Genomic DNA, 18,190 nt, shown 5'->3' on the forward strand with positions numbered 1-18,190 from the left:
CACCTGTGCAAGATCCGCGCGCACCCTCCGGCATGCGAGATCGCTTCGAGGCGCTGTACCGCGCCTGCTATCCCGCGGTGCACCGCTACGCGCTACGCCGTACCGAGTCGGTCGACGACGTCGCCGACGTGATCGCGGAGACCTTTCTCGCCGCGTGGCGGCGAATGGACGACATCCCGGACGGGGATGCGGCGCTGCTGTGGCTGTACGGCGCGGCCCGCCGCGTGCTGGCCAATCACCGGCGCGGGCAGTCGCGCCGCAGTGCGCTGGCCGAGCGGCTGCGTGACGAATTGGCCGTGCGTCAGGAGGCTCCCGCGCCCCTCGATCACCATGCGGAGAGGATCCGCGCCGCTCTCGCCCTCCTGAGCCCGGCCGACCGGGAGGTGCTCGCCCTGTCCGCCTGGGAAGGGCTGACCGGCCCCCAGATCGCCACAGTGCTGAGCTGCAGCAGCACCGCCGCCCGGCTCCGGCTGCACAAGGCCCGTAAGCGGCTGGCCCGGCTGCTTGGCGCCGCGGACGAGGTTCCCGTGATGAAACCACTGCGAGGAGAGACCCGATGAACAAGATCGATCGCATGCTGGCCGCCGTCGACCCGGCCGCCCATCAGGACGAGCCCGCCCTGCGCCAGGGCATGAACGTACTTCTGGAGGAGATCGTCGCGACGCCGCCCGCCCACCGCCGCCCGTCCTGGCTGCCCGGCAGGCGAACCGCCGGCCCGGGACTCGCGCACCCCTCCCCGGCATCCGCCGCGCCGGCACCGAGGCAGGGCCCTTCCCCGCTGCGCCGCCGCCTGCTGGCGGGGGCGGCGGTCACGGGCGTCGCCGCCGCGCTGGTCGCCGTGCCGCTGTTCGGCGGCACGCAGAACGCGGCGTACGCCGTGGTGAAGCAGGCTGACGGCACCATCCAGGTGATGGTCAAGGAGTTCCGGGAGCCGGACGAGCTGGAGGCCAAGCTCGAGGACGCCGGCATCCAGGCCGACGTGACGTTCACCGAAGCGGGCAAGCAGTGCGCCCCCGGCCGCTTCGCCGGCGCGGACCTTGCCTACGATCCGCCGAGCACCGCGAACATGACCGAACAAGAGCGCAGGGAGTTCGACAAGCCGGAGAACTGGCGCTCCCGCGACGCCGCCCGGCCCATCGACCGGGACACCTTCGTGATCTCCCCCAAGTACATCCGTCCGGGAGAGACGCTGGTGCTGGAGTTCCGGCCGGGCAACCATCCGGGGCTGGTCTGGACACTCGGCACCTACTTGGCCAAGGCGGGCAGCCCGATCGCGCCCTGCACACTCGTGGACGCGGAGTCCGATGAGGCGTCGGTGAAGGAGATGACCACGGCCCACGGGTGACGATGCCGGCTGGTCGGAGCGGCGGAAAGTTTTTTGACGCGCATCCGTGTCAAGACCAAGAAGGTCGCTCCGACCAACCGGTGGAAGGGCCCGGCGGAGGCCCGCACACCACGGAGGAGAACGAGATGAAGTTCCTGATCAGCATGCATATCAACCCGGCCGTGCTGGACGCGCTGACCGACGAGGAGAGGGCGGCGATCGGCGAGGGGCACGGCAGGTTCATCGAGGCGCTGAAGCAGTCCGGCGAGCTGATCAGCACGCAGGCGCTGGCCGACCCGTCGCAGGCCGCGGTGGTGTCCGTGCGCAACGGCCAGCCGGTGGTCACCGACGGACCCTTCCTGGAGTCCAAGGAGTACCTGGGCGGCTTCTATCTGATCGACTGCGAGGACAAGGACCGGGCGATCGAGCTGGCGGCGCGGATCCCGGACGCCGCGATCGAGGGTCTCGGGATCGAGGTGCGGCAGGTCATGTTCGCCGACGGACAATTGGAGGCATGACAGCACCGGTCGCCGAGGACCTGCTGCGTGAGCTCACGCCGCAGGTCCTCGGCGCGCTGGTACGGCGCCACGGCCGGTTCGAGGACTGTGAGGACGCGGTGCAGGAGGCCGTTCTCGCCGCCGCCGTGCAGTGGCCGGCCGAGGGAACGCCGGACAACCCGCGCGGCTGGCTGATGACCGTCGCGTCCCGGCGGCTCATCGACCAGATGCGCAGCGACCACGCCCGCCGGGAGCGGGAGGCGGCGACGGCCGCCGACGTGGGGCCGGAGGACGTGCCGGCCACCGACGACACGCTCGTCCTGCTGTTCCTGTGCTGCCATCCCACGCTGACCCCGGCCACCCAGACCGCCCTGACGCTGCGGGCGGTCGGTGGCCTGACCACCGCCGAGATCGCCCGCGCGTTCCTGGTGCCGGAGGCCACGATGGCGGCCAGGATCAGCCGGGCCAAGCAGCGCGTCAGGGCCGCCGGCGGCTCGTTCGTCCTGCCGGACGGCGCGGAGCGCGAGGAGCGGCTACGGGTCGTCCTGCACGTGCTCTACCTGATCTTCAACGAGGGCTACACCGCCTCATCGGGCCGCGAACTGCACCGCGCCGACCTCGCGCACGAGGCGATCCGGCTGACCCGGATGGTGCACGCCCAGCTGCCTGGGGACGGCGAGGTGGCCGGGCTGCTCGCGCTGATGCTGCTGACCCACGCCCGCCGGCAGGCCCGTACGACGGCGGCCGGTGACCTGGTGCCGCTGGACGAGCAGGACCGCGCGAAGTGGGACCGCGGGCTGATCGACGAGGGCGTCGAGCTGGTGAAGGCGTCGCTGGCCGGTCCGGCGCTGGGGCCCTACCAGCTGCAGGCCGCCATCGCCGCCACGCACGCCGACGCGGCCACGGCCGAGGAGACGAACTGGCCGCAGGTGCACGCCCTTTACCTGATCCTGGAGCGGATCGCCCCCAACCCGATGGTCACCCTCAACCGGGCGATCGCGCTCGCCGAGGTGGAGGGCCCGGCGGCCGGGCTGGCCCTGCTGTCCACGCTGGACGGCGACGAGCGGATGGCCGGGCATCACCGGCTGCTGTCCGTACGCGCGCATCTGCTGGAGCAGACCGGCGACACGGCCGGGGCGTACGAGCACTACCGGCGCGCCGCGAAGGCCACCGCCAGCATCGCCGAGCAGCGCTACCTGGAGTCCCGGGCCGGTCGGCTGAGGACCAGATCGTAGCCCGGCCCGGGCCTTCTGCTGGTGACGGGTGCCAGTCGCGGCACGGCGCCGGGAACTCAGGGCGCCGGGAACTCAGGGCGCCGGGAACTCAGGGCGCCGGGAAACTCAGGGCGCCGGGAAACTCAGGGCGTCGGGAACGTGGAGAGCGTCACGTAGGTGACGCGGCCGTCCGCCATGACGAGCGCGACCCGCTGGCCGGGGCGCAGGTGCCGCAGCGGGCCGGCGTCGAACGCCTCGCCCTCGAAGGGGACTCGGGTGCCGTCGTCGAGGAAGACCCAGCCCGAGCGGGTCGCGGGATCGAAGCTCTGCACCGTCGCCTGCACGGCGCAAGCCTACCCCTGCCGGTCCGCAAATCCTTTGACTGGCTAAGCACCTCGGTGCCAGCATCGTCCGGATGACTGCGGGGGTGCGAAGAAGCCTGTGGCGCGCCCGGGACTTCCGGCGCTACGCGGGGGCGGACGCGATCAGCAAGCTCGGCAGCGAGGTCTCCCTGGTCGCCCTGCCGTTGACCGCGGCGATCACGCTGCACGCGAGCCCCTTCCAGGTGGGGCTGCTCACCGCCGCGGAGATGGCGGCGTTCCTGCTGGTCGGCCTGCCCGCCGGAGCCTGGGTGGACCGGATGCGGCGCCGTCCCGTCCTGGTCGCCGCCGACGTGGTCCGCGCGGTGGCGCTGCTGTCGGTCCCGGCCGCCGCCGCGGCCGGGATGCTCGGCCTGCCCCAGATGTACGCGGTGGCCCTGCTCACCGGGCTGTGCACGGTCTTCTTCGACGTCGCCCACCAGAGTTATCTCCCGTCCATCGTGGGCCGGGAGGACCTCGCCCGCGGGCACGGCACGCTCGCCGCGAACCAGTCACTCGCCCAGCTCGCGGGCCCGGGGCTCGGCGGCTGGCTGGTGCAGGCCCTCACCGCCCCGATCGCGGTCGTCGCCGACGCTCTCAGCTATGTGGCGTCCGGGCTGCTGCTCCTCGGCGTACGCGCGGACGAGCGGCGTGGGGCGGGGACGCGTGGGGGCGTGGAGGCCGGGGCGCGTGCGGGAGTGGAGGCCGGGGCGCGTGCGGGCGCGGCCGCCGTACGGGTCCCTGACGCGGGGACCGGTGACGCGCCGGACGCGGTGCCGGAGCGGGAGACCTCGGACGGCCCTCGGGCCGCCGGGCTGCGCTCGGAGATCATGGAGGGGCTCCGGTTCGTCGCCGGGCAGCCCGTCCTGCGCCGGGTCGCCGCCGTCGGGGCGCTGACCATGCTGTCGTTCGGCCTGTGGTCGGCCACGGTGCCGCTCTACCTGGTCCGCGAGGTGGGCACGAGCCCCGGTGCGTACGGCACGCTGCTGTCGGCGGGCGCGGTCGGCGGGGTGGCCGGGGCCTGGCTCGCCCCGCGCGTCGCGGCCCGCCTGGGCGTCGGCCGGGCGATGTACGCGGCGGCGTGGGCGGCCACGCTGTGCACCGCCCCGCTGGCGCTGACGGCGGCCGGGTGGCGTCTGCTGATCCTGCCGGTGACCCTTGCGGCCAGTGGGGTGGCGACCACCGTCTTCAGCGTGGCGCAGGGGGCCTACCGCCAGTCGATCTGCCCGCCGCACCTGCTCGGCCGCCTGAGCGCCACCATGCGCTTCCTGATGTGGGGCTGGATGCCGTTCGGCGGCCTGCTGGCGGGCACGCTCGGCCAGCTCGCCGGGGTGCGGGTCGCGTTCTGGACCGCCTGCGGGGCCTACACGCTCGCCCACCTGCCGATCCTGCTGGCACCGCGGGTCCGCGCGGTCTCCTAGCTCTCCTCGTCGGGGTCCGGCCCGGCGATGTAGGAGGCGAGGCCGCGCAGGATGATCTCCAGGCCGAGTTCGAACCGGTAGTCGTTCGACTCGTCCACCATGATGTCGGCGAGCGCCACCAGGTTCGGGAACCGGTCGGCCGGCAGCGAGGCGAAGTAGCCCTCGATCTCCTCCCGCATCTCCTGCGGCGCCTTGCCGCCGCTCTCCGGATAGCGGTCCTGCCAGAGGACCTCCTCCAGCACGAACCCGTCCAGATAGGTCGAGAGCAGGTCGCCCGCGATGGCCATGACCTCTCTCGGCAGGCCGGCCGCCGCGAAGACGGCCAGCAGTTTCTCCACATGGGGGAGCAGTTCGGGCGAGAAGGGCACACGGCCAAGGGAGATCTTGACCGCGTCGCGGTGACGGAGAAGTCTGCGGCGGCCCTGGCGGGCGAAGTCCCTGATCTGCTCCTGCCAGCGCCCGGGGTCGGGCTCGGGCAGCTCGTAGCCCTCGAACATGCGGTTGTACATGAGCTGCAGCAGCTCGTCCTTGTCGCGTACGTGGACGTACAGCGCCGAGACGGCGACGCCGAGCTCGGCGGCGACCTGCCGCATGCTCAGCCGGTCGTAGCCCTCACGGTCGAGGACCGTGTAGGCGGCGTCGACGATCCGCTCGCGGGTGAGGGGCACCCTGGCCGGCGTACGTCGCTTGGGCGGACGCTCCCACGGCGGTGTGGGCATGTCCGGCTGCGTCATGAGGACCTCCCGCTGTTCCGCCCATGCTAGTGAACACCGCTTCGTGTTCACGAACACTGCTCTCCTAACGAGATATATCTTTTCGACGCGACAAACGAGATATATCGTGGTGAACATCGAACTTGTAGGTGAACAGTGATCGGTGGTAGAACAGCGCTCAGTTTACTATGAACACTGTTCAGTTCCCAAGGAGGGGTGATGTCGGAACCAATCACCGCGACGGCGCCGGCGGCGCCGGCGACCCGAGCGCCGTACCGCTGGCGCTGGGCGGCGCTCTTCGTGATCCTCGCCGGGGAGGTCATGGACCTCCTCGACGCGACGGTCACCAACATCGCGGCGCCGAGCATGCGCGCCGATCTCGGCGGCTCGGAGGGGACCATCCAGTGGATGGGCGCCGCCTACACCCTGGCCATGGCCGTCGGCCTGATCACCGGGGGCAGGCTGGGGGACATCTTCGGCCGCAAGCGGATGTTCCTGATCGGTGCCGCGGGCTTCACTGCCGGGTCCCTGCTCTGCGCCGTCGCCCAGTCGCCCGAGGTGCTCATCGGCGCCCGGGTGATCCAGGGCCTGTTCGGCTCGGTCATGCTGCCGCAGGGACTCGGCATGATCAAGGAGATGTTCCCGCCGACGGAGATGGGCAAGGCGTTCGGCATGTTCGGGCCGGTCATGGGCCTGTCCGCGGTCGGCGGCCCGATCCTCGCGGGCTGGCTGGTCGAAGCCGACTTCTGGGGCACCGGCTGGAGGATGATCTTCCTCGTCAACCTGCCGCTGGGCCTGGCCGCACTGGCCGCCGGAATGCGTTTCCTGCCGGAGTCGAGGTCGCCGCACCCGCTGCGCCTCGACATGGGCGGGGTGACGCTCGCGTCCCTGGGCGGCTTCCTGGTGATCTTCCCGCTGGTGCAGGGCCGCGAGCACGGCTGGCCGCTCTGGGCGTTCGCCATGCTCGTCGCATCGGTCGTCGTCTTCGCCGTCTTCGGGCTGTTCCAGTCGCGCCGCAGCCGTTCCGGCGGCGACCCGCTGATCGTGCCGAGCCTGTTCCGTAAGCGCGCGTTCACCGGCGGCCTGCTGACCGGCATCGTGTTCTTCTCCGGCATGGCCGGGTTCATGCTGGTCTTCAACCTCTACACCCAGATGGGGCTCGGCTACTCGGCGCTCAAGGCCGGGCTGGCGATGGCCCCGTGGTCGGCCGGCATGATCGTCGGCTTCGGGTTCGCGCAGCCGTTGCAGAGGTTCGGGCGCAAGCTCCTCCAGGGCGGCACCCTCGTCATGGCGCTGGGCGTGGCCGGCGTCCTGCTCACGCTGAACATCACGGGCACGCACCCCAACCCCTGGCAGCTCGCCCCGGCCCTCGTGGTGGCGGGGATCGGCATGGGCCTGCTGATGTCGCCGTTCTTCGACATCGTGCTGGCCGGTGTGGAGGAGCACGAGACGGGCTCCGCGTCCGGCACCCTGACGGCAGTGCAGCAGCTGGGCAGCGCGTTCGGCTACGCCCTGCTCGGCACGGTCTTCTTCGACCTGCTCGGCGGCGTGCCGAGCGCCGGGAGCTTCGACCAGGCGATCAAGGTGACCCTCTGGGTGGTCGCCGGGATGCTCGTGGTGACGTTCGCGGTGGCCTTCCTCCTGCCCCGGCAGGCCCGGGAGAACGCGGAGGCGGCCCACTGACCACGACAGCGGACACGATCACGCCGGCACGGGGGCCGGCGTGATCGTCGCGTTTCGCGGCTCAGCCGGGCGCCGGGGACAGCCGGGCGGCGACCTCCGCGGTGGCGGGGCCGACGCCCAGGGCCAGGGCGGCACGCAGGTCCTCCATCGTGTCCACGTCCCTGCGCACCGAGGCGATGTCGGGCGGGGCCAGCTCCTTGGCCCCCCGGGACAGGTGCCTGGCCCTCGACTCGCCGCCGAACCCCGGCCGGAAGGGCACGCCCGGCCGTACGCCGTAGAACGTCGTGCCCACCTCTGCCGCGTCGGGGACGAACGCCTGGTCGAACTCCAGCGCCGCCGCGAGCACCGTCTCCAGCTCCGCGGGCCGCAGCGCGGGCAGGTCGGCCTGCAGGGCGCCCACGGCGTCGTCCGGCGCGAGCCGTACGGCCTCCTCCGCGCCCGCCCGCAGGGCGGTGTTGAGCCCCCGGTCCGGGTCGGCGACCACGTGGGCGCCGAGCGCGGCCAGCCGCCGCGCGGGCAGCGGGTCGGCCGTCACGACCACCACGCGCGCCACGAGCGGGCACCGCAGCGCCGCCGACACGGTGTCGGAGGCCACCGCGACCGCCAGATCGGTCCGGTACGGCCCCGCCGCCGCGGCGAGCCGCGTCTTGGCCCGGATCAAGGTCTTCACCGGGACCACTATTGACCATCGCGCGAGGTGCATGCCTGTAGCATCCCGCCTCGACATCGCCCATGGCCAACCGGGAGACTTGTGCCGGATCCCGGTGATTTGGAGACCCTGTGAGCCACCCCAGCGAGCCCTCGTCCGACCCGAACGCCCCCGCAGTGCCCACCCCCGCCGTGGTGAGCCGCCGTGCCGGCCGGCCGCCGCGCTTCTGGGAGACGCTCGCGGTCGTCGTCGTCAAGCCGCTCTCACGCCTGTTCGTGAAGCGGCGGTGGCGCGGCGGGGAGAACATCCCCCGCACCGGCGGGCTGATCATCGCGGCCAACCACCTGTCATGGTCGGACCCCGTGCTGCTCTCGCACTACCTGTACAACAACGGGCGGTGGCCGACGATCCTGGCCAAGGCGGGCCTCTTCCGGATCCGCGGACTCGGTCACGCCGTCACCCAGCTCCAGGCCATCCCGGTCGAGCGCAACAGCACCGAGGCCACCCAGTCGCTCAAGATCGCCGAGCAGCGGCTGCGGAGCGGCGCCTGCATCCTGTTCTATCCCGAGGGCACGATCACCCGTGACCCCGACCTGTGGCCCATGGCCGGCAAGACCGGTGTCGCCCGGCTGGCCCTCGCGACCGGCGTGCCGGTCATCCCGATCGCCCACTGGGGCGCCCAGGAACTGCTGCCGTACGGAGCGAAGAAGCCTCGCCTGCTGCCCCGCAAGAGCTTCCACGTGCTCGCCGGGCCGCCGGTCGACCTGTCCAAGTACGCCGGGCAGCCCATGCGCGGCTCGGTCCTGCGCGAGGCGACTGCGGACATCACCGCCGCCATCACCGGCCTGCTCGCCGAGATTCGGGACGAGAAGGCGCCGGAAGTCCCCTATGACCCGAAGAACGCGGCCAACGGCTGAGCGGGGCGTACGGTGAGGGAGGAGCGCGCGGAGCAAGAGGAGTGGTGCGGCCAGTGAGCAGGGCGGCTGTTTTCGGAACGGGCTCGTGGGGCACCACGTTCGCGATGATCCTCGCCGAGGCCGGCACCCCCGCGACCCTGTGGGGCAGGCGGGCGGAGATCGTCGACGCGATCAACGAGACCCGGGAGAACCCCGAATACCTGCCCGGGACCCGGCTGCCCGACACGATCCGCGCGACGACCGACCCCGCCGAGGCCATGGACGACGCGGATCTCGTGGTCCTCGCGGTGCCGTCCCAGACGCTGCGCGGCAACCTCCAGGTGTGGAAGCCCCACATCCCGCCCGAGGCGGTGCTGGTCAGCCTCATGAAGGGGGTGGAGCTCGGCACCTGCAAGCGGATGAGCGAGGTCGTCTGCGAGGTGGCCGAGGTGCCGGAGCAGCGGGTGGCCGTGGTCTCCGGGCCCAACCTGGTCCCCGAGCTGGCCCAGCGGCAGCCCGCCGCGGCCGTCGTCGCCTGCCGCGACGAGGAGGTGGCCGTCCGGCTCCAGGAGGCGTGTCACCTGCCGTGGTTCCGGACCTACACGAACCCGGACGTCGTGGGCGTCGAACTCGGCGGCGCGGTCAAGAACGTCATCGCGCTGGCCGTCGGCGTCGCGGCCGGCATGGGCCTGGGCGACAACGTGCGGGCGACGCTCATGACGCGCGGGCTGGCCGAGATCGCACGGCTGGGCGCGGTGCTGGGGGCGGACCAGCACACCTTCGCCGGCCTCGCCGGCATGGGCGACCTCGTCGCCACCTGCACCTCCCCGCTGTCGCGCAACCGCACCTTCGGCGAGAACCTGGGCCGCGGCATGACGATGGCCGAGGTCGTCGCGGCGACGAAACAGACGGCCGAGGGCGTTAAGACGTGCGAGTCGGTGCTCGAACTGGCCAGGAAGCACGACGTGGAGATGCCGATCACCGAGGTCGTCGTCGGCGTCGTCCACGACGGCATGACTCCCGGTGAGGCAGCGGTGCTGCTGATGTCGCGCACCCCCAAACCGGAGCGCTACGGCGTCTGATCAGGGATTCGGACCCCGACGACGCGCGCGGCTGACAAGCCGTTTTGCGCCTCGAACACGGTAGATTCGGGCATCATGAATGAGGATCGCGAGTCCCCGTCACGCGTGCGCGTGGCAGTCGTCTTCGGCGGCCGCAACTCCGAGCACGCCGTGTCCCTGATGGGCGCGGGCAGTGTGCTGGAGGTCATCGACCGGTCGAAGTACGAGGTCATCCCCATCGGCATCGCCCAGGACGGGCGCTGGGTGCTGGCGTCGAGCACCCAGTCCTACGCGATCGAGTCGGGTCGCCTGCCCGTCGTGGACGACTCGGGCACCGCGCTCGCGCTGCCGGGGGACTCCGGCACCCTCGTGGCCCTGGAGCCCGGTGAGATCCCGCACGCGCTCGGGCGGGTCGACGTCGTCTTCCCCCTGCTGCACGGCCCGTACGGCGAGGACGGCACGATCCAGGGCCTGCTGGAGCTGGCCGGGGTCCGCTACGTGGGCTCCGGCGTGCTGGCCAGCGCGGTCGGCATGGACAAGGCCTACATGAAGCTCGTGCTGCACGCGGCCGGGCTGCCCGTCGGCCCGTTCGTGGTCGTACGCGACCGTGACTGGCGCCTCGACCGCGGCCGGGTGCTCAAGGAGATCGAGGAACTGGGCTGGCCGGTGTTCGTCAAGCCGGCCCGGGCCGGTTCGTCGCAGGGCATCTCCAAGGCGCACGATCCCGAGTCGCTGGAAGCGGCCATCGAGCTCGCCCGCGAGCACGATCCGAAGGTACTGGTGGAGGCCGCCATCGTCGGCCGCGAGGTCGAGTGCGCGGTGCTGGAGTCGCTGGACGACGCCGCCCCCGAGGCGAGCGTCCCCGGTGAGGTGCTCGTGGAGGGCGGCCAGGAGTTCTACGACTTCGAGGCCAAGTATCACCCCGGGCAGATGGCGCTCCAGGCACCGGCCGACATCCCGGCCGAGGTGGCCGAGACACTGCGCGCCATGGCCGTGCGCGCGTTCGAGGCGCTCGGCTGCGAGGGCCTGTCGCGGGTCGACTTCTTCTACACGCCGTCCGGTGAGGTGCTCGTCAACGAGATCAACACCATGCCCGGTTTCACGTCGACGTCGGTCGCGCCGCAGTTGTGGGCCGCCACCGGCCTGCCGTACGACGGCCTGGTCGACCGGCTGATCCAGCTCGCGCTGCGCCGGCCCGCGGGCCTGCGGTGACTACTCGGGGATGCTCGACTTGACCGGCCCGGCGAGGTCGACCAGCACGGCCCCGGGCTGGTGGTCCTTCCCGATCGTCACCTCGACGTACGCCACGCGGTTGGTGGACGTGAACAGCGCCGGCCGGCGCGGATCCTGGTACCAGCCGACGCCGTTGATGTCGGCGACCTCCGCCGTCGGCTCCATCGCGGCCGGCCGGGGCACGCCGCAGCGCAGGGCGATCTGGCCGTCGCCCCAGACCGCGACGTACGGCGAGGGAGGCTCGGAGGCGGTCCGGCCGAGACCGTCGAGCGTCTTCGGCAGCGCCGCGTCGAGCGTGCGGCAGGCCGCGGCCGCCTCGCCGGACGGCGTGGGCGGCTCCACGTGGACGGTGGACGAGCAGCCCGCGAGCAGGGCGAGCGCCGCCACGATCGCGACTCCCGGCGTCGTGCCCACGGGCCCCTTCGCCTTGCGCATCGTCTCCCCGGCTCGTGTCCCGCTCAGATGTGGACGATCGGACACGTCAGTGTACGGGTGATGCCCTGCACGCCCTGGATCTGAGCCACCACGAGCTTGCCGAGCTCGTCCACGTTGTTGGCCTGGGCGCGGACGATCACGTCGTAGGGGCCCGTCACATCCTCGGCCTGTGTGACCCCGGGGATGGAGGAGATCTCCTCGGCCACGTTGGCGGCCCTGCCGACCTCGGTCTGGATAAGGATGTAGGCCTGCACCATGACGCCCTCCGGGTAGAGATCAGTGCCGGAGCGTAACCGTACCTCGAATGCACTAGGGGTGTGCTATCACAGTCGGAGATCTCGGCGAATTCGGAGTAATTCAGCGGATATCGGGACGCCTTCCGCGGACTGCGGCCGTACTGCTGGGCCCCGGCGACGACGCCGCGGTCCTCAAGGCCCCTGATGGGCGGGTTGTCGTGAGCACGGATCTACTGATCGAGGGTAGGCACTTCCGCCGCGACTGGTCGAGCGGGTACGACATCGGCCGTAAGGCCGCTGCACAGAACCTTTCCGACATCGTTGCCATGGGAGCCGATCCCACCGCACTCGTGGTCGGTCTGGGGCTGCCCGCGGACGTCCCCGCCGACTGGCTGGACGCGCTGACCGACGGCTTCCGCGACGAGTGCGACCTGGTGGGGGCGACCGTGGCGGGGGGCGACATCGCCCGGTCGGAGACGGTCGTGCTCGGGGTGACCGCGCTCGGCGACCTCGGCGGCAGGCCGCCGGTGACCCGGTCGGGCGCGCGCCCCGGTGACGTGGTCGCGGTGGCGGGCCGCCTCGGATACGCGGCGGCCGGGCTGGCCCTGCTCGGGGCGGGCGTGACCGGCGGTCCCTCGGATCTTGTGGCGTTGCTGGAGGCGCACCGCCGTCCCCTGCCGCCGTACCCCTGCGGCCCGCGGGCCGCGCTGCTCGGCGCGACGGCGATGCTCGACGTCAGCGACGGCCTGCTGCAGGACCTGGGGCACGTCGCCGACGCGAGCGGCGTGGCCGTCGCGCTGGACGCCGCCGCCCTGCCCGTGCCGGAGGCGCTGACCGCGGCGGCGCGCCACCTGGGGGCGGACCCGCTGGAGTGGGTGCTCACCGGCGGCGACGATCACGCGCTGGCCGCGACGTTCCCTTCCGAGGTGCGGCTGCCGCCCGAATGGACGCGTGTGGGAGTGGTGGCGGAGGGCCGCGGGGTGCGGGTCGACGGTCAGACCTGGACCGAAGGGGGATGGGACCACTTCCGTGGATGATGTGAAATTTGTGACATAGGTGTATTAGATCTGTTATTAAGTATGGCGGTCGGCAACAGGAAGGACCGTCATGGGCCGTCACACGGCAGGACGTAAGGCGCGAGAGGGACAGCCCTCCCCGGCTCAGGACGACCATCCGGAGGGGGCCGCCGACCCGGACCACGTGGCCTTCCGTCCTCCGGCGACGCCGACCGGCGGCCCGCCGGCCTCTCCCGGAGCCGGGTACCCCGGGCCGCGGCCGGGCGGCGGAGACGTGCCGTGGCCCGCGCCGCCCTCGGACACACCCGGGAGTGGTAGTCCGTGGCCCGCGCCGCCCGCGCAGGTGACCGGTGGCGGTGTGCCGTGGCCCGCGCCGCCCTCGGAGGCGACGACCCGGATGTTCGCCGCTCTGTCGCCCGAGAGGCTGGAGTCCGAGAGCCTGGTGTCGGCTGGGCGTCCGGCGACGTCCGAGCGTCCGGCGACGTCAGGGGGCGCCGGGGATCGCGGCCTTACCAGGCCTCGCCGGGACGACGACGCGAAGCAGCCGAGACGCATGCGGAGGCTGGCGCTCGTGTCGGGGCTGTCCGTGCTGCTCGCCGTGGGCGTCACGACCGGCGGCGCACGGCTGATCGCCGGGCGGACCTCCCTGACCATGGAGCAGCCGACCACGGCCTGCCCGGTCTCGGAAGACTGCACGGCCGCGGGAGCGCCGGGCTCGGGCCAGGCCCTCGGCGAGACGCGCGCCCCGGGCGATCCGACCGGCGGCCCTGCCCAGAACGACCAGGACCAGCCCGGCCAGGAGGACCCCGGCAGAACCGGCGCCGGGCAGGACGAGGGCGGGAGCACCGAGAAGAACGACACCGCCGGGAACGACACCGCCGGGAACGACACGGCGCGGGGCGGTTCGGCGCATCCGCAGGCCACACCGGTCTCCACGGCGACCTCCGGGAACCCGGATCGCGACCACGCGTCCGCCCGTACGCGCGCCCCGTCCACCACCGCTCCGCGCGCCTCGTCCACCGCCGCTCCGCGCGCCTCGTCCCAGGCGTCTCCACGGGTGGGGGATGCTCCCGCCGCCGTCACCGCAGCCGGAGACGACACGGCGGCGACCGTTCCGGGCGCCGACGCCGCGCCCGGCGACAGCGGGACCAGCGAGGACACGGCGGGCACGGACGCGGCGCAGACAGAGTCCGCACTCGACGGCGACGGTGCGGCGGTGCGGGTGCGCTTCACAGTGAGACGGCATGACGAGAGCGGATACACGGCGCGGCTCGCCGTACGCAACGAGGGGCCTGCCCTGCCCGACTGGACCATCCGGCTGGCCGTCGGCGGGCAGGTGACGGCGGTCGAGGGAGCGGACTGGGAGCAGCGGGGCGACACCCTGACCCTGAGCTCGCGGACCGCGCTGGACGAGGGCGGCGCGCTGACGCTGACCATCCGCGCCGACGGCGCGTCCGCCGCACCCGCCGACTGCGTGCTCTCCGGGGGCCGGTGCGAGGTGACCGGCCCCGGCCCGTCCCGGCACCACGGCTGACCCGCCGAGACCGGATCCGCCCGACCGGATTCGCCCGGCCGGGGATAGCGCCGGCCGGCCCGCGCGGCCCGTTCGCGATGGGGCGTTTTCGGGGAGGCGGCGGGTGTTTTGGTTGGATTGGCCCATGACCACCCCACCACGTGTCCTGACCATCGCGGGCTCGGACTCCGGCGGCGGCGCCGGCATCCAGGCCGACCTGAAGACCATGCTGGCCCTCGGCGTGCACGGCATGAGCGTCATCGCGGCCGTGACGGCGCAGAACTCACTGGGCGTGCAGGGCTACTGGGAACTGCCCCCCGAAGCGGTGCGGGCGCAGCTCGACTCGGTCCTCGGTGACATCGGAGCCCAGGCGATCAAGACGGGCATGCTGGCGTCGTCCGTGCTGGTGGAGACCGTCGCGGAGGTGCTCGCGGGCGTGACCGCGCCCGTCGTGGTGGACCCGGTCGGCGTCTCCAAGCACGGCGACAGCCTGCTCGCGCCGCAGGCTGTGGAGACCGTGAAGAGCGCGCTGCTGCCGGTCGCGACCGTGGTCACGCCCAACCTGTGGGAGGTCGAGCAGCTCACCGGCGTCAAGGTCGAGGACGAGGACGACCTATCCCGAGCCGCCGAGGCCGTGCTGGCGCTCGGGCCGAAGTGGGCGCTGATCAAGGGCGGCCACCTCCCCGGTGAGCCCGTGGACCTGCTCACCGACGGGTCGAGCGAGCACCGCTTCACCGCCGAGCGGCACGACAACCGGCACACCCACGGCACCGGTTGCACGCTCGCCTCCGCGATCGCGTCGTACCTCGCCCTCGGCGAGGACGTGCCCGGCGCCGTACGGCAAGCCAAGGAGTACGTGACCGGCGCGATCGCGCACGGCTTCCCGCTGGGCGCGGGCATCGGCCCCGTGGACCACGGCTGGCGGACGCGGACGGACGCCTGAGCGAGCCGGCTCGCCGTGCCCTGGAGTCGCGGGACGGTGAAGTCACGGCCGTGGGCGTCGCTCAGCGGGCCGGTGGCGCCGAGGTCGGCACAAGACCCGGACCGGCCGGCCGGCCTGTGAACGGCGCCGGGCGGCGACCGCGCCGGCCGCGCCCATACTTGTGGCGCGGCCGGCGGCGGTCCTTGGCGTCATCGGTCCGGTGTGAGGAGGGGTTTGACGTCCAGGATCGGGGTCGCGTCGAGAGCTTCGAGATTGGCGACATGGACGCGCGTCCCGGCGATCGCGAGGATGCGCACTTCATGCAGGCCGATCGGGTTGGGCCGGTCGGGACTGCGGGTGGTGAAGACGCCGGCGCGCGGCCGTGTGGCGTCGCCGCGTGGGTGGACGGTGAGCGTGTCGCGGTCGGCACGGTCGAGCCAGGTGAGCAGGAGCACGTCGGTCCCCGGAGACAGCCCCTCCAGGGCAGGCGCGTACCGCTCGTCGAAGACCAGCCAGGCGTCGGGGCCGCCTTCGTCGGCTTGCAGGGGTGCCACGGCTCGATCGGTGAGGGGCGATTCGACTCGCCCGATCACGCGTAGCGTGCATTCGGTCAACAGCGTGAATCCCTCCGAGTCGCCGATGTCCGCAAGGGCGTCGGCGTGCCAGATCCGACCCACATAATCCAACGTGCGCGGGTCCGGCCGGAAGGAATGATCCTGGGCGAGGCCGTCAGCGGAAGGCGTCGGCGTGCTCGGCGGCCCACTGCCGGAACGTCAGTCACCGGCTCGGACAGGTCTCCCTCCGCGACCTCGGCGCCTCCCGGGAGGCGGCCCGTCCCGGCGTCCCGTACGAACGCGCCCCGGAGTGCCGGCGGAGAGAAACCGAGCGACGACTTCCCGGCCGACGTCGCCGGTCGCGCCCGTAACGAGGATTCGAGCCATGACCGCGGTCAACCGGCCCGGGGCCGGGGTATTCCCGGTGCCGGCGTCGCGCCGGACGCGCGAGAGCCCGCCACCGGACCCGGTGGCGGGCTCTCGCGAGAGTCAGACGGTCAGCGCGTGACCTTGCCCGCCTTGATGCAGGAGGTGCAGACGTTCATCCGCTTCGGCGTCCCGTTGACCACCGCGCGCACAGTCTGGATGTTGGGGTTCCAACGGCGGCGGGTGCGGCGGTGCGAGTGGGAGATGTTGTTGCCGAAAATCGGCTTCTTGGCGCAGACGTCGCAGACGGAAGCCACGGTAATCGCTCCTTTGAATCAGTCGATCGGCCCGGCGCCGGTGCAGCGGCTCGTCCGAGCAATGCCGGGACAACCGGCTGGCCACACGAGGATATCCGATGTTCACCGGTGCACGCCAAACGGGACTCCGGCGAACGGGGATAGTCTCGTACCCGCCAACGGTAGCGCATCGAGGGGCTGGAGCGCGGAAGGAAGGTCGGCCGGATGCTCAAGGAGCTCGATCCCCCCGCGGTGCGCCGCTGGTCCCGCCACTGCGCCGCGGCCCTCGGCCGGGCCAGGGCGGAGATCGACGCGCTCAACGTGTTCCCCGTGCCGGACGGGGACACCGGCACGAACCTGCACCTCACGATCCTGTCGGCGGCCGAGGCGGTGGACGCGCTGCCCGGCGACGCGGACGCGGGCGCCACATGGGAGGCCCTGACGCGCGGCGCCCTGCTCGGCGCGCGGGGCAACTCCGGGGTGATCGTCAGCCAGGCGCTGAGAGGCATGGGCGAGGTGCTCGGGCACGCGCCGGGCGGCGGCGCCGACCTGCGTGAGGGCCTGACGAGGGCGGCCGAGATGGCCAGGGCGGCGGTGGTCCGGCCCGTGGAGGGCACGGTGCTGAGCGTGCTGTCCGCCGCGGCGCGCGCCGTACGCGACACGCCCGACGACCTGGCCGAGGTGGCCCGCCGGGCGGCGGACGAGGCGCGCCGGGCCCTGCGCCGTACGACGGGCCAGCTCGGCGTGCTGTCCCGCAACGGCGTGGTGGACGCGGGCGCGGCCGGCCTGGTGATCATGCTGGAGAGCCTGTCCGAGGTGGTGACCGAGGCGTACAGCGAGCGGCACGAGGTGCCCGCCCCGGCCGCGCGGATCGCGCCGGAGGAGCTCGGACGTCAGGACGCGGGCGGCCCCGGATACGAGGTCATGTACCTCCTGGACGCGGGCGTGGGCGAGGTGGACCGGCTGAGGGGCGAGCTCGACGCGCTCGGGGACAGCCTGGTGATCGTCGGCGGGGAGGGCCTGTGGAACGTCCACGTCCACGTGGACGACGCGGGCGCGGCGATCGAGGCCGGGCTGCGGGCCGGGCGCCCGCACCGGATCAAGGTGACCTACCTCGGGGGACGGCCGCACGAGCCGCGCCCGGCGACAGGCGTGGTCGCGGTCGCCGCCGGGGACGGTCTGGCGGCGCTGTTCCGGGAGGCGGGAGCGGTGGTCGTGCGGCGTGAGCCGGGCTCGGCCCCGACGGCGGCGGCCCTGCTGCGGGCCGTCCGCGAGGCCGGGACCGAGGTGGCGGTGCTGCCCAACGACGCCGTCGTGTACGACGTCGCCGTGGCCGCCGCGGAGATCGCCAGGGAGGAGGGCGTGACGGTGAGCGTCCTGCCCACCCGGGCGTCGGTGCAGGGCCTGGCCGCGCTGGCCGTGCACGACCCGCTGCGCCGCTTCGACGACGACATCGTGGCGATGACGGACGCCGCCGGGCACACCCGCCACGGTCACGTGTGGGTCGCCGACCGCGCGGCGATGACCAGCGTCGGACTGTGCCGGATCGGCGACGTGCTCGGCGTGGTGGACGGCGAGGTCGCGCTTATCGGCGCGGACCTGGCCGCGACCGCGGTCGAGGTCGTCCGGCGCCTGGTCTCCGGCGGCAGCGAGATGGTCACGCTCGTCACCGGCGCCGGCGCGCCCGAGGCGCTCCTCCACGCCGTACGCGACCATCTGGAGCGCGTCCGCCCGGACCTGGAGATCATCGTGTACGAGGGCGGGCAGGGCGGCTATCCCCTCCTGGTCGGCGTCGAGTAGCC

The 18,190-nt window shown here is 72.7% G+C and carries 20 protein-coding genes; 13 read left to right on the forward strand and 7 right to left on the reverse strand.

The features are described 5' to 3' along the window. The first annotated feature begins 5 nt into the window (after positions 1-5). From ACWEQG_RS18210 to ACWEQG_RS18225, 4 genes are all read left to right on the forward strand, one after another. On the forward strand, positions 6-560 hold the full coding sequence (locus tag ACWEQG_RS18210) for an RNA polymerase sigma factor (protein WP_452286017.1): 555 nt from the start codon (positions 6-8) through the stop codon (positions 558-560). Further along, positions 557-1,345, forward strand: coding sequence for a hypothetical protein (locus tag ACWEQG_RS18215; RefSeq protein ID WP_452286019.1), 789 nt, complete (start codon positions 557-559; stop codon positions 1,343-1,345). The genes ACWEQG_RS18210 and ACWEQG_RS18215 overlap by 4 nt, the downstream gene beginning before the upstream one ends. Positions 1,346-1,470: 125 nt before the next feature. Then, positions 1,471-1,842, forward strand: a complete 372-nt coding sequence (locus ACWEQG_RS18220) for a YciI family protein (RefSeq protein WP_363462790.1) — start codon at positions 1,471-1,473, stop codon at positions 1,840-1,842. After that, the gene (locus ACWEQG_RS18225) at positions 1,839-3,056 is read left to right on the forward strand and encodes an RNA polymerase sigma factor (RefSeq protein WP_452286021.1); all 1,218 of its coding nucleotides are present in this window, start codon (positions 1,839-1,841) and stop codon (positions 3,054-3,056) included. The genes ACWEQG_RS18220 and ACWEQG_RS18225 overlap by 4 nt, the downstream gene beginning before the upstream one ends. A gap of 122 nt (positions 3,057-3,178) precedes the next feature. Here the strand turns inward: ACWEQG_RS18225 and ACWEQG_RS18230 are convergent, their stop codons facing one another. After that, positions 3,179-3,379 carry a hypothetical protein gene (locus ACWEQG_RS18230; RefSeq protein WP_363462788.1) on the reverse strand — a complete coding sequence of 67 codons (201 nt, stop codon included), beginning with the start codon at positions 3,377-3,379 and terminating at the stop codon, positions 3,179-3,181. A gap of 71 nt (positions 3,380-3,450) precedes the next feature. Between ACWEQG_RS18230 and ACWEQG_RS18235 the strand changes: the two genes are divergently transcribed. After that, complete coding sequence (locus ACWEQG_RS18235) at positions 3,451-4,815, forward strand: MFS transporter (RefSeq protein WP_452286023.1); 1,365 nt, start codon at positions 3,451-3,453, stop codon at positions 4,813-4,815. Here ACWEQG_RS18235 and ACWEQG_RS18240 read toward each other — a convergent pair. Continuing rightward, positions 4,812-5,549, reverse strand: coding sequence for a TetR/AcrR family transcriptional regulator (locus tag ACWEQG_RS18240; protein ID WP_452286025.1), 738 nt, complete (start codon positions 5,547-5,549; stop codon positions 4,812-4,814). The two genes, ACWEQG_RS18235 and ACWEQG_RS18240, sit on opposite strands and share 4 nt — an antisense overlap. 198 nt (positions 5,550-5,747) lie before the next feature. On the opposite strand from ACWEQG_RS18240, the gene ACWEQG_RS18245 reads away from it, so the two are divergent. After that, on the forward strand, positions 5,748-7,211 hold the full coding sequence (locus ACWEQG_RS18245) for an MFS transporter (RefSeq protein WP_363462785.1): 1,464 nt from the start codon (positions 5,748-5,750) through the stop codon (positions 7,209-7,211). A gap of 61 nt (positions 7,212-7,272) precedes the next feature. Here ACWEQG_RS18245 and cofC read toward each other — a convergent pair whose 3' ends face one another. Continuing rightward, positions 7,273-7,914, reverse strand: a complete 642-nt coding sequence (cofC, locus tag ACWEQG_RS18250; protein WP_452286027.1) for a 2-phospho-L-lactate guanylyltransferase — start codon at positions 7,912-7,914, stop codon at positions 7,273-7,275. A gap of 77 nt (positions 7,915-7,991) precedes the next feature. Between cofC and ACWEQG_RS18255 the strand changes: the two genes are divergently transcribed. The 3 genes from ACWEQG_RS18255 (at position 7,992) to ACWEQG_RS18265 (ending at position 11,029) form a co-directional block, all read left to right on the forward strand. Continuing rightward, a complete protein-coding gene (locus ACWEQG_RS18255; protein WP_452286029.1) occupies positions 7,992-8,777 on the forward strand; it encodes a lysophospholipid acyltransferase family protein in 786 nt (261 codons plus the stop codon). Between the two features lie 53 nt (positions 8,778-8,830). Beyond that, positions 8,831-9,838, forward strand: a complete 1,008-nt coding sequence (locus ACWEQG_RS18260) for an NAD(P)H-dependent glycerol-3-phosphate dehydrogenase (RefSeq protein ID WP_452286031.1) — start codon at positions 8,831-8,833, stop codon at positions 9,836-9,838. Positions 9,839-9,913: 75 nt separating this feature from the next. Then, positions 9,914-11,029: a D-alanine--D-alanine ligase family protein gene (locus tag ACWEQG_RS18265; RefSeq protein ID WP_452286033.1), complete on the forward strand. Its 1,116-nt coding sequence runs from the start codon at positions 9,914-9,916 to the stop codon at positions 11,027-11,029. On the opposite strand, the gene ACWEQG_RS18270 is transcribed toward ACWEQG_RS18265, so the two are convergent. Together ACWEQG_RS18270 and ACWEQG_RS18275 are read right to left on the reverse strand one after the other, a co-directional pair. Beyond that, positions 11,030-11,485: a DUF3515 domain-containing protein gene (locus ACWEQG_RS18270; RefSeq protein ID WP_452286035.1), complete on the reverse strand. Its 456-nt coding sequence runs from the start codon at positions 11,483-11,485 to the stop codon at positions 11,030-11,032. A 23-nt stretch (positions 11,486-11,508) separates the two neighbouring features. Next, on the reverse strand, positions 11,509-11,742 hold the full coding sequence (locus ACWEQG_RS18275) for an Lrp/AsnC family transcriptional regulator (RefSeq protein ID WP_169947584.1): 234 nt from the start codon (positions 11,740-11,742) through the stop codon (positions 11,509-11,511). 65 nt (positions 11,743-11,807) lie between these two features. Here ACWEQG_RS18275 and ACWEQG_RS18280 point away from each other — a divergent pair, with 65 nt between their 5' ends. The 3 genes from ACWEQG_RS18280 to thiD all read left to right on the forward strand — a co-directional run bounded on the left by ACWEQG_RS18280 (position 11,808) and on the right by thiD (position 15,193). Then, the gene (locus tag ACWEQG_RS18280) at positions 11,808-12,758 is read left to right on the forward strand and encodes a thiamine-phosphate kinase (protein ID WP_452286324.1); all 951 of its coding nucleotides are present in this window, start codon (positions 11,808-11,810) and stop codon (positions 12,756-12,758) included. 532 nt (positions 12,759-13,290) lie between these two features. After that, positions 13,291-14,271 (forward strand): hypothetical protein, encoded by a 981-nt coding sequence (locus ACWEQG_RS18285; protein WP_452286037.1) that lies wholly within the window; start codon positions 13,291-13,293, stop codon positions 14,269-14,271. Positions 14,272-14,395: 124 nt separating this feature from the next. Further along, positions 14,396-15,193, forward strand: coding sequence for a bifunctional hydroxymethylpyrimidine kinase/phosphomethylpyrimidine kinase (thiD, locus tag ACWEQG_RS18290; RefSeq protein ID WP_452286039.1), 798 nt, complete (start codon positions 14,396-14,398; stop codon positions 15,191-15,193). Positions 15,194-15,381: 188 nt separating this feature from the next. Here the strand turns inward: thiD and tsaA are convergent, their stop codons facing one another. Both tsaA and rpmB read right to left on the reverse strand, forming a co-directional pair. Then, entirely contained in the window at positions 15,382-15,849 is a 468-nt protein-coding gene (gene tsaA / locus ACWEQG_RS18295) for a tRNA (N6-threonylcarbamoyladenosine(37)-N6)-methyltransferase TrmO (protein WP_452286041.1), read from the reverse strand. Between the two features lie 374 nt (positions 15,850-16,223). After that, complete coding sequence (rpmB, locus tag ACWEQG_RS18300) at positions 16,224-16,409, reverse strand: 50S ribosomal protein L28 (RefSeq protein ID WP_030506042.1); 186 nt, start codon at positions 16,407-16,409, stop codon at positions 16,224-16,226. A 204-nt stretch (positions 16,410-16,613) separates the two neighbouring features. Here rpmB and ACWEQG_RS18305 point away from each other — a divergent pair, with 204 nt between their 5' ends. Continuing rightward, the gene (locus ACWEQG_RS18305; protein WP_452286044.1) at positions 16,614-18,188 is read left to right on the forward strand and encodes a DAK2 domain-containing protein; all 1,575 of its coding nucleotides are present in this window, start codon (positions 16,614-16,616) and stop codon (positions 18,186-18,188) included. Positions 18,189-18,190 lie beyond the last annotated feature (2 nt).

The organism is Microbispora sp. NPDC004025, from assembly GCF_053604425.1.